Origin of the sequence: Paenibacillus pasadenensis (genome assembly GCF_023715725.1) — a bacterium.
GTDB lineage: Bacteria > Bacillota > Bacilli > Paenibacillales > Paenibacillaceae > Paenibacillus_O > Paenibacillus_O pasadenensis_A.
The window spans coordinates 339,837-353,622 of record NZ_JAMBOT010000001.1; the positions used below are offsets into that span (position 1 = coordinate 339,837).

15 protein-coding genes are annotated in these 13,786 nt (G+C 57.8%); 2 read left to right on the forward strand and 13 right to left on the reverse strand.

Annotated features, from left to right (window positions below; all coding sequences use genetic code 11):
- Positions 1-33: 33 nt before the first annotated feature.
- From rnc to M3223_RS01630, 10 genes are all read right to left on the reverse strand, one after another.
- On the reverse strand, positions 34-732 hold the full coding sequence (gene rnc / locus M3223_RS01585) for a ribonuclease III (RefSeq protein WP_251558273.1): 699 nt from the start codon (positions 730-732) through the stop codon (positions 34-36).
- Complete coding sequence (fabF, locus tag M3223_RS01590) at positions 722-1,963, reverse strand: beta-ketoacyl-ACP synthase II (RefSeq protein ID WP_251558275.1); 1,242 nt, start codon at positions 1,961-1,963, stop codon at positions 722-724. Before fabF ends, rnc begins: the two co-directional genes overlap by 11 nt.
- A gap of 254 nt (positions 1,964-2,217) precedes the next feature.
- A complete protein-coding gene (gene acpP / locus M3223_RS01595; RefSeq protein WP_021880976.1) occupies positions 2,218-2,451 on the reverse strand; it encodes an acyl carrier protein in 234 nt (77 codons plus the stop codon).
- A 116-nt stretch (positions 2,452-2,567) separates the two neighbouring features.
- Positions 2,568-3,317 (reverse strand): 3-oxoacyl-[acyl-carrier-protein] reductase, encoded by a 750-nt coding sequence (fabG, locus tag M3223_RS01600; protein ID WP_251558277.1) that lies wholly within the window; start codon positions 3,315-3,317, stop codon positions 2,568-2,570.
- 14 nt (positions 3,318-3,331) lie between these two features.
- On the reverse strand, positions 3,332-4,276 hold the full coding sequence (gene fabD / locus M3223_RS01605; RefSeq protein ID WP_251558279.1) for an ACP S-malonyltransferase: 945 nt from the start codon (positions 4,274-4,276) through the stop codon (positions 3,332-3,334).
- 50 nt (positions 4,277-4,326) lie between these two features.
- Positions 4,327-5,313, reverse strand: a complete 987-nt coding sequence (locus tag M3223_RS01610) for a beta-ketoacyl-ACP synthase III (RefSeq protein WP_285891086.1) — start codon at positions 5,311-5,313, stop codon at positions 4,327-4,329.
- Positions 5,310-6,311 (reverse strand): phosphate acyltransferase PlsX, encoded by a 1,002-nt coding sequence (gene plsX / locus M3223_RS01615; protein WP_251558281.1) that lies wholly within the window; start codon positions 6,309-6,311, stop codon positions 5,310-5,312. Before plsX ends, M3223_RS01610 begins: the two co-directional genes overlap by 4 nt.
- Entirely contained in the window at positions 6,308-6,910 is a 603-nt protein-coding gene (gene fapR / locus M3223_RS01620; RefSeq protein WP_251559777.1) for a transcription factor FapR, read from the reverse strand. Before fapR ends, plsX begins: the two co-directional genes overlap by 4 nt.
- Before the next feature lie 242 nt (positions 6,911-7,152).
- Positions 7,153-7,326, reverse strand: coding sequence for a 50S ribosomal protein L32 (rpmF, locus tag M3223_RS01625; RefSeq protein ID WP_028597468.1), 174 nt, complete (start codon positions 7,324-7,326; stop codon positions 7,153-7,155).
- Between the two features lie 52 nt (positions 7,327-7,378).
- Positions 7,379-7,882 (reverse strand): YceD family protein, encoded by a 504-nt coding sequence (locus M3223_RS01630; protein WP_251558283.1) that lies wholly within the window; start codon positions 7,880-7,882, stop codon positions 7,379-7,381.
- 138 nt (positions 7,883-8,020) lie between these two features.
- Between M3223_RS01630 and M3223_RS01635 the strand changes: the two genes are divergently transcribed.
- A complete protein-coding gene (locus M3223_RS01635; protein WP_251558285.1) occupies positions 8,021-9,313 on the forward strand; it encodes a nucleotidyltransferase in 1,293 nt (430 codons plus the stop codon).
- A 34-nt stretch (positions 9,314-9,347) separates the two neighbouring features.
- On the opposite strand, the gene M3223_RS01640 is transcribed toward M3223_RS01635, so the two are convergent.
- Positions 9,348-10,520 (reverse strand): S16 family serine protease, encoded by a 1,173-nt coding sequence (locus M3223_RS01640; protein ID WP_251558287.1) that lies wholly within the window; start codon positions 10,518-10,520, stop codon positions 9,348-9,350.
- 233 nt (positions 10,521-10,753) lie between these two features.
- On the opposite strand from M3223_RS01640, the gene M3223_RS01645 reads away from it, so the two are divergent.
- Positions 10,754-12,106 carry a nucleoside recognition domain-containing protein gene (locus M3223_RS01645; protein ID WP_251558289.1) on the forward strand — a complete coding sequence of 451 codons (1,353 nt, stop codon included), beginning with the start codon at positions 10,754-10,756 and terminating at the stop codon, positions 12,104-12,106.
- A gap of 452 nt (positions 12,107-12,558) precedes the next feature.
- Here the strand turns inward: M3223_RS01645 and coaD are convergent, their stop codons facing one another.
- Together coaD and rsmD are read right to left on the reverse strand one after the other, a co-directional pair.
- Entirely contained in the window at positions 12,559-13,134 is a 576-nt protein-coding gene (coaD, locus tag M3223_RS01650; RefSeq protein ID WP_251558291.1) for a pantetheine-phosphate adenylyltransferase, read from the reverse strand.
- Complete coding sequence (rsmD, locus tag M3223_RS01655) at positions 13,118-13,714, reverse strand: 16S rRNA (guanine(966)-N(2))-methyltransferase RsmD (protein ID WP_251558293.1); 597 nt, start codon at positions 13,712-13,714, stop codon at positions 13,118-13,120. Before rsmD ends, coaD begins: the two co-directional genes overlap by 17 nt.
- Between the last annotated feature and the right edge of the window lie 72 nt (positions 13,715-13,786).

A 13,786-nucleotide genomic window follows, 5' to 3' on the forward strand; every position in this document is an offset into this window, starting at 1 on the left:
TTTCGGGAAAACCCGCATCATGTAGACGGTTGTTTATTCCTTGTCCCGAGTCTGCTCCCAGGCTTCCTCGGCCGCTCTTTGCTCGGCCTCTTTTTTGGTACGGCCGAGGCCGGTGCCGAGTACCTGCTCGCCGACGAGCACTTCGACAACAAACTCGCGGTCGTGAGCAGGCCCGCGCTCCTCCGCTACGCGGTACTCTACCGCGCCGAGCGAAAGGTTCTGAGCTCTTTCCTGAAGCTTGGATTTGTAATCCTTGCCGGAAAGCCCTGGTGTATCCTCCAGCTTCGGAAACATTTCCCTGCGGAGAAATTCTCGGACGGCGTCTACGCCGGCGTCCAAATACAAAGCGCCGACAAAGGCTTCAAACAAATCCGCCAGCAGCGCCGGACGCTGACGGCCGCCAAGCTGCTCTTCCCCTTTGCCTAACCGGACATAGGAGCCAAAATCGAGCAGCTCGGCAAAACGAGCCAGCGACGGCTCGCAAACAATAGCTGCCCGCATCCGCGTCAGCTCGCCTTCCGGACGCTGCGGATGCGTTTCAAACAGATGCTCCGAAACGAGCAGCTGGAGAACCGCATCGCCGAGAAACTCCAGCCGCTCATTGTCCTCCGGCACGCTGCTGCGGTGTTCATTAACGTAAGATGTATGCGTGAACGCCAGCCTCAGCAGCTGGGGTTTGGTGAACGGAAGGCCCAGCTGGCGCTGGAGCTCCTGAAATCTGTCACGCTTCATGCTTCTTCATAATAATCGTAGCGTTATGCCCGCCGAAGCCGAAGGAATTCGATAGCGCAACCCGCACGTCCGCCTTGCGGGGCTCGTTCGGCACGTAATCAAGATCGCATTCCGGATCTTGATTCACGAGGTTGATCGTCGGAGCGATGATGCCATTTTCAAGCGTCATGGCTAGAATAACCGCCTCTACTCCGCCAGCAGCGCCGAGCAAATGGCCCGTCATCGACTTGGTGGAGCTTACGGCAAGCTTATAGGCATGGTCGCCAAACGTATTTTTGATCGCGGTCGTCTCGGATTTGTCGCCAACCGGCGTCGACGTTCCGTGCGCATTAATATAATCAATATCTTCCGGCTTGAGGCCGGCGTCGCGAAGCGCTATCTTCATGCAGCGGGCAGCCCCGTCCGGGTCAGGCTCGGTCATATGATGAGCGTCGCCGCTCATGCCGTAACCGATTACCTCGGCGTAGATGTGAGCTCCGCGCGCTTGCGCATGCTCCAGCGATTCCAGAATAAGCACTCCCGCTCCCTCGCCCATGACAAAACCGTCACGGTCGATGTCAAACGGGCGGCTCGCCGTTTCCGGGTCGTCGTTGCGCACAGACATAGCGCGCATGCTGCAAAAGCCAGCCATCGCCATTGGGCGAATCGTGGACTCGGCTCCGCCGCAGATCATAACGTCGGCATCGCCGCGCTGAATCATTTTGTAGGAGTCGCCAATCGTGTGGGTTCCCGTTGCGCAGGCCGTAACAACGGTCGTATTGGGACCTTTGGCGCCTGTTGCCATGGATACCTGGCCGGAGGCCATGTTTGCGATCATCATCGGGATGAAAAACGGGCTGACGCGTTTCGGCCCTTTCTCAAGCAGCACGCTGTGCTGATCTTCCCAAGTGCCCAAACCGCCAATGCCGGAGCCGACCATGACACCCGTACGCTCGGCGTCGCTATTCTCGCCGATGCGAAGCCCGGAGTCTTCAACCGCCTTAAGGCTGGCTACTACGGCAAGCTGCACAAAGCGGTCCATACGGCGCGCTTCTTTTTTGTCCAATCCGTAAGCTTCCGGACTGAAACCTTTGATCTCGGCTGCGATTTGCGTTGTATAATCCGTCGCATCAAACGACTCGATTTGGGATACGCCTGACTTTCCTTCCATCAGGTTCCCCCAAAATTGCTCTTTGTTATCTCCCAGGCTTGTCAGAACGCCAAGGCCGGTAACTACGACTCTATTATTCATCAGTTAGATTCACCTCAACGAACGGCAAGATGGACAGCGCTGCGCGCACTGTCGTAAAGCTTGTCCTTCTCTATGGAAATCCCGTAACACCGGGATAACTTGCAATTTGATTCGGATGAAGCTGGATGATTCCGGCACCTGATCGTACAGGCGCGGGCAGCGGATAGGCTGAAGCGACAGTCCTTATGATGACTTGTTACATCCCCTATATGATGAGAGAAGTCCCGTCGCAAAACGGGACTCTTGTTGGACAATTACGTATGAGATTGTATGTAATTGACTACTTCTCCCACCGTCGTGATCTTCTCTGCATCTTCATCAGAGATCTCCAGGTCGAATTCATCCTCAAGCTCCATGACCAGCTCGACAACGTCTAACGAGTCAGCGCCGAGGTCATCCTTGAAGGAAGCTTCGAGGGTCACTTCCGCTTCGTCAACGCCAAGGCGATCGACTACGATGCGTTTGACGCGATCCACTACTTCGGACATCCGGTTCACCTCCTCCATGGTATTATACGAGAATCTGTTTCAAAATGCCATACGTTAAACAGCTGTGGTGCCAGAGCCGCATGCCGCACGGCATTAGGATGGCCTGCTGCCCCGACTTACATGTACATGCCTCCGTCAACATGGACGGTTTGGCCGGTCATATAAGCAGCTGCATCGGAAGCAAGGAAACGGACGGCCGCTGCGATATCCTCCGGCTTGCCGAGGCGGGCCAGCGGAATGCCGCCAAGCAGAGACTGGCGCGATTCCTCCGGCAGCTTGTCCGTCATATCCGTCTCAATGAAGCCCGGAGCAATACAATTCACCGTGATGCCGCGCGAGCTGAGCTCGCGGGCCGAAGACTTCGTCAAGCCGATTACGCCGGCTTTGGCTGCAACGTAGTTGGCCTGACCCGGATTGCCGAGAGCGCCAACGACCGACGAAATATTGATGATGCGGCCGGAGCGCTGCTTCATCATCGGGCGGGATACAGCCTTGATGCCGTTGAATACGCCCTTGAGGTTCGTCTCGATTACCTGATCAAACTCTTCTTCTTTCATGCGCATGATCAGGTTGTCGCGTGTAATACCCGCGTTGTTGACGAGAATATCAAGCTTGCCCCACGCGTCAAGAACGCTTTTAACAAGACCCTCAAATTCGGCGGACTTGCCGACATCGCCTTTCAGGATCAGCGCTTTGCGCCCCAGCGCCTCGACGGCTGCCGCCGTTTCCGCCGCTGCCGCTTCGCTGCCGGAATAATTAACGGCGACATCCGCGCCGGCTTCGGCAAGCGCCACCGCAATCGCCCGGCCAATGCCGCGCGATGCTCCGGTTACGAGCGCTGTTTTGCCAGTCAAATCTGCAAACATATGCGCGTACCTCCTTAAGATTGCGACTGAAGCTCTGCCGCTGCCGCCTGCAGCGAATCTACGCTGTTGACGGACAGAACGCGGACGCCCCGGTCGGTTTTTTTGATCAAGCCCGCCAGAACGGCGCCTGATCCCAGCTCAACGAATGTATCCACGCCTTCCTGAATCAGCCGCTGAACGGTATCCTCCCACAGCACCGGAGAGTAAACCTGCTCTACGAGCAGCCTGCGGATATCGGCAGCCGCCGTAACCGGCTCCGCCGTCACATTGGCGATGACCGGCACGGAAGCGTCCGTGATGGCGACCCCGTCCAATACGCCGGACAGACGCTCCGCCGCCGGTTTCATCAGCGAAGAATGGAACGGCCCGCTGACTTCAAGCGAGATGGCGCGTTTGGCGCCGGCTTCCTTGATGCGTTCGCCGGCGCGGGCAACGCCTTCCGCACTGCCGGAGATGACGATCTGGCCCGGACAGTTGACGTTGGCGAGCTCAACAGGATGGCCCTCCGCCGTAATAGACGCGCAGAGCGCCGACAAAGCTTCACGTTCTGCGCCAAGCACCGCGCTCATCGCGCCCTGCCCGCCCGGAACAGCCTGCTCCATGAACTCGCCGCGGGCGCGGACCGTCCGCACCGCATCGGCAAAGCCAAGCGCTCCAGCCGCCGTAAGCGCGCTGTATTCGCCCAAGCTATGTCCGGCTACAAAATCCGGCTTGACGCCGGATTCGCGAAACGCCTCCAAAAAAGCGACGCTAACCGTCAGCAGCGCGGGCTGCGTATTGGCCGTTTGTTTCAGTGACTCGTCCGGCCCGTTGAATATCAGGTCAGAAAGCGGGAATCCTAGCGCTGTATCCGCTTCCCCGAACACTGCGCGGGCGCTCGGACTGAAATCGTACAAGTCCTTGCCCATTCCGACCGCCTGGGCACCCTGTCCCGGAAATACAAATGCGATTTTGCTCAAGACAATGTCCTCCCGCTTATGCGTTATAGATAATGATGACAGGAATTAGATTACCAAACGAGTACGCAAGCGCCCCAGGTCAGACCGCCTCCGAAGCCGACAAGCAGCAGCTTGTCGTTGTCATGAACGCGCCCCTGCTCCACAGCCTCGGCAAGCGCCAGCGGAATTGAAGCCGCGGAAACGTTGCCGTAGCGGTCCAGGTTGACCATCGCTTTTTCCTCCGGGAGTTCGAGCCGGTTTAGCGCCGACTGGATGATCCGGATGTTTGCCTGATGCGGCACAAGCAGATCGATGTCGGCTTTGGTCAAGCCCGCTTTAGCCAGCGCGTTCTCCGCCGAGGAGCCCATAACGCGGACAGCGAACTTGAATACGTCGTTGCCGGCCATTTTGAGATAATGCTGCTTCTCCTCAACGCTGCCTGCGGTGGAAGGAAGACGCGAGCCGCCTCCAGGGATTTTGAGCAGCTGGCCGCCTGAGCCGTCGGAGCCGAGCTCGAACGACTGGAAGCCGCGTCCCGCCTCAACCTCGCCAAGCACAACAGCTCCGGCGCCGTCGCCGAACAGAATGCAGGTGTTGCGGTCGTTGTAATCGGTAATGCGGGAGAGGCATTCCGCGCCGACGAGCAGCACTTTTTTGTACATGCCTGTCGCAATCATGTTCACTCCCGTTGCCAATCCGTAAATAAATCCGGAGCAGGCTGCGGACAGGTCAAACGCCGCAGCCCGGGATGCGCCAAGACGATCCTGCAGCAAGCTTGCGGTGGAAGGGAAAAACATATCCGGCGTAATCGTCGCCACGATGATCAGATCCAGATCCTCCGCCGTAATGCCGGCGCTCTCCAGCGCCTTGACGCTGGCTTCATACGCGAGATCGGATGTCGCCTCATGCTCCGCCGCGATTCTGCGCTCGCGAATGCCGGTGCGGGTAACGATCCATTCGTCGTTGGTCTCCACCATTTTCTCCAGGTCCTGATTGGTCAGGACGCGCTCCGGAACATACTTGCCCGTGCCGATGATGCCTACCGGGATTAATGTCATAAGGAGACCTCTTTTCCTTTAATTTCAGCGGCTACCGTCGGGATGAGCCGCGACTGCAGAGCAACCCGCGCCTGACGGACCGCATTTTTGACCGCCTCGGCGTCCGAGGAGCCATGGCACTTCACGACGAGGCCGTTCAGGCCGAGCAGCGGCGCGCCGCCGTACTGGGCGTAGTCCATCTTGTTTTTGAGGCCTTTGAGGCCCGGCATCATGATGGCTGCCGCCAGCTTGGTGAGCAGGCTGCTTTTGAAGGCGTCTTTAAGTTCTTTCATCACGGCGCCCGCCGTTCCTTCCATCGCCTTCAGCAAAATATTGCCGGAAAAGCCGTCGCAAACGAGCACGTCGCAATTGCGCTGCATAACATCCCTCGCTTCAACGTTGCCGACAAAATGGATCGGCGCCTGCTCCAACAGGTCGAACGCGGCTTTGGTCAGCTCGCTGCCCTTGCCGGCTTCCGTTCCGACGTTGAGCAGTCCTACCCGAGGACGCTGGATGCCGTGCACCTTTTCGCGGTAAATGCTGCCCATGACAGCGTACTGAACCAGATGCTCGGGCTTCGCGTCCATGTTGGCTCCAAGATCGAGCGCCAGCACGCCGACGTTGTCCAGCGTCGGCAGAACCGGCGCAAGCGCAGGGCGCTCAATGCCTTCCATCCGGCCGACAACGAGCAATCCTGTCGTCATCAGCGCCCCCGTGTTGCCGGCCGACAGCATCGCGTCGGCGCCGCCTTCCTTGACGAGCCTTCCGGCCACGACCATCGACGCGTCTTTTTTGCGGCGCACGGCGCGGACCGGCTCGTCATCCGCCTCAATGATGTCCATGGCGGGATGGATGGTCAGATTCGCAGGCAGCGCGCCCTCGGCATGGGCTTTAATCGCGTCCGGACTGCCCACCAGAATAAGCTCGGTATCCGGCCATTCCCGCGCCGCCGCCAACGCTCCCTTGACGATCTGGCCCGGGGCATGGTCGCCGCCCATCGCGTCAATCGCGATTTTCAATGCTCGTCTCCTCCTTCTATGCTAGCCTCGCTGCCGGAGCGGTGAATCATGAACTGGCCTTCCAGCACCAGCTCGTCCCCCACGTAGGAAAATACTTCAACCTTGGCTTTGCTGCGCTGGCCCGCGCGGCGGACGTAAGCCTTGGCGATGCATTTCTCTCCCAGCCGTACCGGACGCAAAAACCGGATATCGGCGGTTGCGGTCAGCGCGACTTCGTCGTTAATAACAGCAACCGCGAGGGAGTTCGCCTGCGCGAACAGATGATGCCCCCGGGCGATGCCGCTGCGGGAGAAGGCATGTTCTTCACCGATTTCAAAAATCGAGATGCCGCTCTTGTCGAGCTGCAAATCGACGATTTCGCCGATAACTTCATCGGCCTGCAGCGATCGGACCGGATCGTAGGAGCGCTCCGCCATCAGCTTGAGACGCTCTCTCAGCTCGGGGATGCCGAGCTCCATCCGGTCCAGGCGGATCGTTTGGATGCTTACTTTAAGCAGGCGGGTCAGCTCGCGGTCCGTCATGAAGGGATTGTCCTCCACATGCTTCAGTAGCTGTTGATGACGCTGCTTTTTCGGAAGGCGTTCGATGACCTGCACCACCTTTGACAAATACGTATGCACAATTCCGAAGTTTAACACCTGGTACCAATTCAGTATATAGAAATTATTCCCCGCCCGCAAACGGTAAAACGCCGCTTTCCGCTAAGGTTTTCGATTCCACAAACAAGCGGCGTAGTCCTGCTCGTCTCAGCGAATTCGCACGAGTGGCGTCTTTGACAAAATAAAAAAAGCGCCCGCCACGGATGGCGAACGCTTCGGGAGTCCCTGCGGGACAAACGAGATTATTGGGAAATAACCTCTTTGGTTTTGTAGTATCCGCATACTTTACACACGTGATGAGCCAGCTTCAGCTCTCCGCATTGCTCACACTTAACCATGCCCGGCACAGTCAGCTTGAAGTGCGTGCGGCGTTTGTCGCGGCGGGTTTTGGACGTTCTGCGTTGTGGTACTGCCATTGTCTAACACCTCCTTCAAAGATCGGCGTTGCATTCAATCATGCCTCTGGTTCTACTCCAGCAGCTTCTTAAGCGCCTCGAACCGGGGATCGATACGGTCCCTGGAACAGCCGCATGATTGCTCGTTCAGGTTGGTTCCGCAGTCGGGGCATAGCCCTTTGCAGTCGTCGCTGCAGAGCGGAGCCATCGGCAGGTAAATAAGTAGAGTTCCCTCGACGTAGGGTTGAAGGTCTACCTTGTCCTCTTTCACGACAATAAGATCTTCGTCAGCTTCGGGATCCTTGACCATGGACGCAAGCGCAAAACGCTCTTCGATCGAAATGGCCAGATGCTCCTCCACCGGCTCCAGACAACGCGAGCAGACCATCGTCAAATCCGCTTTCAGCTCGCCCTTCACCTGCGCCGTCTCTTCATAAGGACGAACGTCAAGCGCTACGGCCAGCGGTTTTGCGGAAATGATGTCTTTGCGCTCCTGAAGCAGCTCACTCACGTCCAGCTCCTCGCGGAAGCTGGCCTCCTGTCCTTTGGACACGACTTCCATGACACGAAATTCCATAAGATCACTCCAAACAAACAAAATTTATTATATCGAGACGCCGAACCTTTTGTCAACCGAATCCCGGAGCATTTCACCGCTCTGCCTCGCCATGATATAGTTGGAGCAATACGATTTATACATAAGCAGAGGTGCTCTATGCGCAGCGTCGGCCTTATCGTCGAGTATAACCCTTTTCATAACGGACATGCTTATCATCTCCAAAAATCAAAAGAGGCCGCCGGAGCGGACGCGGCCGTCGCCGTCATGAGCGGGCATTTCCTGCAGCGCGGCGAGCCGGCGCTCATGGACAAATGGGCGCGCGCCCGCACCGCCCTGGAGGGCGGCTGCGATCTCGTGCTGGAGCTGCCGCTCGCCTACTCCGTTCAGCCTGCGGAATGGTTCGCCTACGGCGCTGTCTCCGTGCTGGAATCAACAGGCGTCGTCGACGCCTTCTGCTTCGGTAGCGAGAGCGGAGAGCTGGACCCGCTGCGCCGGGCGGCTCGGTTGCTTGCCAATGAGCCGGATGATTTTCGCGCCTTGCTGGCGGAAAAGCTTTCGGAAGGCCTCCCGTATCCGACTGCGTATTCCTGCGCGGTCGCGGAGTATTTAAGCAGGGATAAAGCTGCCGCTCAGTCATCCGAGAATAGCTCATTTGCTCAATCAGATGATCACAGAAATGAAGCTTCGCTGACCGAGCGGCAGCTGGCGCAGCCTAACATGACGCTTGGACTGCATTATTTAATTGCGCTGGAGCGAACCGGCGGCCTCATGGAGCCGCTGACGATCCGGCGGGAAGGAGCCGGTTACCACGACGCAGCAGGGAGCGGCTCCATTGCCAGCGCAACGGCGCTGCGGCGTTTTCTGGAGGAGTCGGGCAGCTCTGAGCTGCTGGAGCCTTTCGTGCCGTCCAGTACGCTGCGCGTGCTGGACGAGCAGCTTGCAGCCGGTCTGGCGCCAAGGCGCTGGGAAGATTACTTCCAGGCCCTGCTTCACCGCCTGCTGACTGAACCGGCGGACGTTTTGGCCGGAACACTCGGGTTTTCCGAGGGGCTGGAGCACCGCATCAGCGCCAAGCTGCCTCAGCTGCCAGCGTTAAGCTTCAATAATTTGCTGAACGCGCTCAAAACAAAACGTTACACCCGCACTCGCCTGCAAAGAGCTCTGCTCGGCGTTTTGCTCAATCTCCGCCAGAATGATCTTTCGCGTGAAATTCTGGCCGCAGGTCCGGGTTATATCCGGGTGCTCGGCTTTACCGGACGCGGTCGCGAGCTGCTCGCCCGCATGCGCAAAACCGCCACCGTGCCCGTGCTTATGAGCGCAGCAAGGGCGCCAAAGCTGCCCTTGCTCGACCTGGATGTGCGGGGCACGGCGGCGTATGCCGCAGCCTGCGGCCAGCAGGACCCGCGACGGCTGCTGCGGGACTACTACGAACCTCCGGTACAGATATAACATGTCAGGAGGCAGTCCTGGCAGTTAGCTGCCATTATCCGCCCAGTTTCTGAATCGCATCCGCGAGATTTTTGACGCCGATTACTATCATCGGCTCTGCGGGTGCGTTTTTGTGTTGGTTCGCTGCAGCCTTGGCGGCCCGTTCCGCCTCGTCCGCTTCCTGCGACGGAACGAGAAACCACCCGGCGCCTGCCGCAGCGGCGGCGTTCACTTTGTCCACGACGCCGCCAACGGCTCCGACACGCCCTTGAGCGTCAATGGTGCCCGTGCCCGCAATTGTCCGGCCATCGAGCAAATCACCCGGTACAACCCGGTCATAGAGAGCCAGCGCCGCCATTAGACCTGCGGAGGGTCCTCCCGCCTCGGCTCCGCTCCATGTTAACGGTTTCGCTGCTTTTGGCAAGAATAGCTGTTTTACCTCCTGAAATTCCGGAGGATTTACAGCCTGGAATTTCCCGCTGTTTTCCAAGCTTAATTGCAATTGCTCTACTGCGGCCGTCCTGACTCCGCCTTCCAGAAGCACCTTCTGCCCGTCTCGCAGTATCTCCAGCCGAAGAGCAGAATCGTTGCGAACTGAGACTTTCATTTGGTCTAAAAGCTCCTGTAAGCTGCGGACAGTCTCCCCGCCCGCCCTCAAGATCATGTCAGCTGTCTCCAATGTAAGCCCGTCGCCAACGCTGCCCGATGAGCGTACAGCTACACCGTCTGGCACCGTTTTGTCCAGCACGTCCGCTTGCCCCAAGGAAGCCTCCGCTGCTTGCTGCAGCGACAGCTGCATGACCGTTTTCATTCGCTCCATATAAACGGGTTCCTCTAATTGTCCAAGCACCGCCCGTACAGTCGATACCTCACCGGATTTTATCCGATGCAGCACTGCTTGCAGCGCATTCACCCGATCAAGGCGAACGGCCGTATAATACCAGCCTGAATTAACCGTCTGCAGATCCCCGCTCTCTCCATCGTTGAACTCAGTGGACTTTGGGGGATTTGAGGCTTCCGCTTTGTCTGCCGGTTTGTCGGAGGTTGAATTCTGGAACCCCTCAAGGCTTGTACCAGACGGCAGACGAATCAGAGCTTCAGCGCTGCGGGCAAATCCGGGCTGCGAGATGTAATACAGCTTAGGCACCGTCACAAAATAAATCAACGCGGCCAATATGCCAAGCGCTAGTCCGATTCGAATCCGAGCAGGCCGTCCCTGGCCATTCATATCGCCTCAGCCGGCTGCATGGGCAGTATATGGAATTGATTTTTTCTGACCGAAACCATCGCTGCCTCCATTATTTTCTCCATCTGCACCCCTCCTCTCCGTCTGCTTCTAAGCCCTATTTCCGCTGCGTATAAATAAGTTGTCCTGTCTTTGGCCCGCCCGGCGTTGCGGAAGGACTAGCCGTCCCCGGGCAATTGGCGACGGCGCGGCAATTCCTATAAGGAGGACTTTAAATGCTCCGCTCTCTCTTTACCGCTTGCGCTGCCATATTGATCGTTGTAGCTATTGTCAGCGGCACTTCGGAAGCGTTCCAAGCTTCGCTGGCCGGCCTTTCATTGTGGTGGAACTTCGTTTTCCCCGCCGTGCTTCCTTTTCTCGTCCTCGCTGAGCTGACGCTCGCCTTTGGACTTGCGGACGGTATCGGCGTTTTGCTGTCGCCGCTTATGCGCCTGCTTCGCCTGCCAGGCACTGCCGGCTGGGCGCTCGTACAAGGCTGGACAAGCGGTTATCCGGCTGGAGCTGCAGCTGCGGGCAAGCTTGTGGCGAGCGGCAGGCTGAGCCGCAGCGAAGGGCAAAGACTGCTCGCCCTGTGCCATTCGCCGAATCCGCTCTTTGTAATCGTTGTGCTGGGAGCTGGTTTTCTGCATCAGCCGATGTTCGGCCTGCTGCTGCTCCCTATCATCTGGTTGGGCTCCATACTTGCCGGCCTGCTTATCTCCCGGCTTTCGGAACGTTTTGGCAAGCCGGTGCACATCCATCCCATCACGAACACTTCAACAACGCAGGAGAACGCCAATTCAGAAAAAAAAGCAGCTGTCTCCTCCGTGTCCGACCTCCCAGTCAACGTGAATCCCGGCGAAGATCAAGTGGAAAAGAATATCTGCGGCAATGACAGTAAGGCATCCTTGCTGTCCCGTACGCTTCAAGCTATAGAGGATGGACGAAACCGGGACGGACGCGCATTCGGCAAAGCGTTGGGGGATGGCGTTGCATCAGCCGTCCAGCAGCTGATGGCCGTTGGCGGGCTCATCATCCTGGCTTCCGTTCTGCTCCGCCTGTGCCAGCCGCTTCTGCCTGCCATGCTGCGCGGTCCGGGGCTGACCGCGCTTACCGAGGCGCATCTCGGCGCAGCCGCGCTGGCCAGCTGGCATGCGCCTGATCCATCTAATCTGCTGCAAGCAGCCGCACTTGCCGCCGCTCTTGGCTGGGGCGGGCTCTGCGCGCTTTTGCAGGCTGGCGGCGCCGCAAGCGGCACCGGCTTGAAGCTGCTGCCGCTTGCCTGCTCGCGGCTGCTTGCCGGAGCTCTCGCAGGCTGCTTGGCGCTGCTGCTGTGGCAGCCGCTTCAAGCGCTGAGTGCCGCTGCGGCGCCAGCTTTCACCGTGGATGGCGCAGCGCTTGAGCCGCCTTGGAGGGCAGCCGCAGCTGCATTGCTGCAGGAGCCGGGAGCATGGGCAGCCGTGCTGCACGGTTCGCTGCTGCTGCAGATTCCGCTGATGGCGGCGCTGCTGGCAGCTCTGCTGCTGCTGTCGGCTGCCGCAGCTATCGTAATCCGGATCAGGAGCCGGCGGCTAATCGCTCGGCGCTGAATCGTCGACATATGTGCTCCGCTGGAGTAGCCGCGCCGGTCGCAGGTTCAGCTGCTGATACGCCCTTTGGTTCAGCTGCACGGAGTTGATCCGTGTTCGTTTACCTGCCGCCGTATCCTTTTGCCAAAAGTCCTACTACCATCTGCCATCTAACCCCAACCAACGCTACTTTTTCACCACTCGCTGATTCTAACGCAACTCAGAAGCGTTATCCCGCCATTTTTAGCCCAATTCAAAATCTAGCGCAACTCTGAGGCGTTATTCGCAAAAAATGATGGCAGATAGCCGTAATTTCACTTAAATAAGACGGCTCAGTTGCGTTACAGCAAAAAAAGTGCAAATTACAGCTGAATAAGCCGCCTCAGTTGCGTTAGCAACACCAGAGTCCCAAAAACCTAAACCAAAACCAAACAGCCCCAGCTTAACCTGCGCCATCAACAAAAAACCGGCCCTCAAGAAGGCCGGCCGGGGAATTTTGTCGTCAGCGCCGATTGTACGACAGGCGGCACCAGATCCTTCACACTGCCCTGAAATTTGGCAATTTCCTTCACGATGCTGGAGCTGAGATAGGAATACTTCGGATTCGTCATCATAAAAATCGTCTCGATCTCCCCGTCCAGCTGATGGTTGGTGGACGCCATTTGCAGCTCGTACTCAAAGTCCGTCACAGACCGAATCCCACGCACAATCGTGCGCGCTCCTTGGGAACGCATAAAGCGGACTAGCAGATCGCGGAAGCTGTCAATGCGAACATTCGGAATATCCTTGGTTACTTCTGCGAGCAGCTCCCTTCTTTCCTCTACGGAAAAAAGGGGGTTTTTACTTGTGTTGTTGAGCACCGCAACGATAACGGTATCGAACTGGCGCGATGCGCGCTGGATAATATCCAGATGCCCGCAAGTGACCGGGTCGAAGCTGCCGGGGTAAACGGCAATTCGCCCTTGCCCGCCTGCAAATTCCAGACGCTCCGATTCCAATGTCCCAGCCCCTCGTTCGGTATGGGTTCGCTCGTTATTCCTTGTTTCCATCTCCAGCCTCCGTAATCCCGTCTTCGTCTTCACGGCAGCGATACAGCGTTACCGCCGTCTCCCCGTATACCGATCGTTTCCATTGCTCCCATCTGCCGATGAAATCGGGATAAGAGTGAGCGCTGTCATGTTCAACAACGATGACGGCTCCATCATCCAGCAAGCCTCTGTCATCCATGTCTAAAATGAGCTCGTCCATATGGGTAAGCCGATAAGGCGGATCTAGAAATATAGCTGAAAAGCATAACCCTCGCTTCTCCAGCGCCTTCACAGCCCTGCCGGCATCGTTGGTGTAGATTTCGGATCTTGCAGCCATGCCTGCCGTCGTTACGTTGGCCCGGATAACCGAAATGCTGGAACGGTCCATGTCGACGAATACCGCTTTTTCCATGCCCCGGCTCAACGCTTCAATGCCGAGTCCGCCGGTGCCGGCAAACAAGTCAAGCGCCCAGCCCCCGTCAAAATAAGGGCCGATCATGCTAAAAATGGCTTCTTTAACCTTATCGGTCGTCGGCCTTGTGTTCATTCCGGGTACGGCTTTGAGCGCGCGCCCTCTCGCTTCACCCGCAATCACTCTCATGCTAGGTCAGGTCCTCCTGTTGATGCGGCAAAACGCCGCCAAAATGGCCTTCCTATCGTAACACAACCCGTG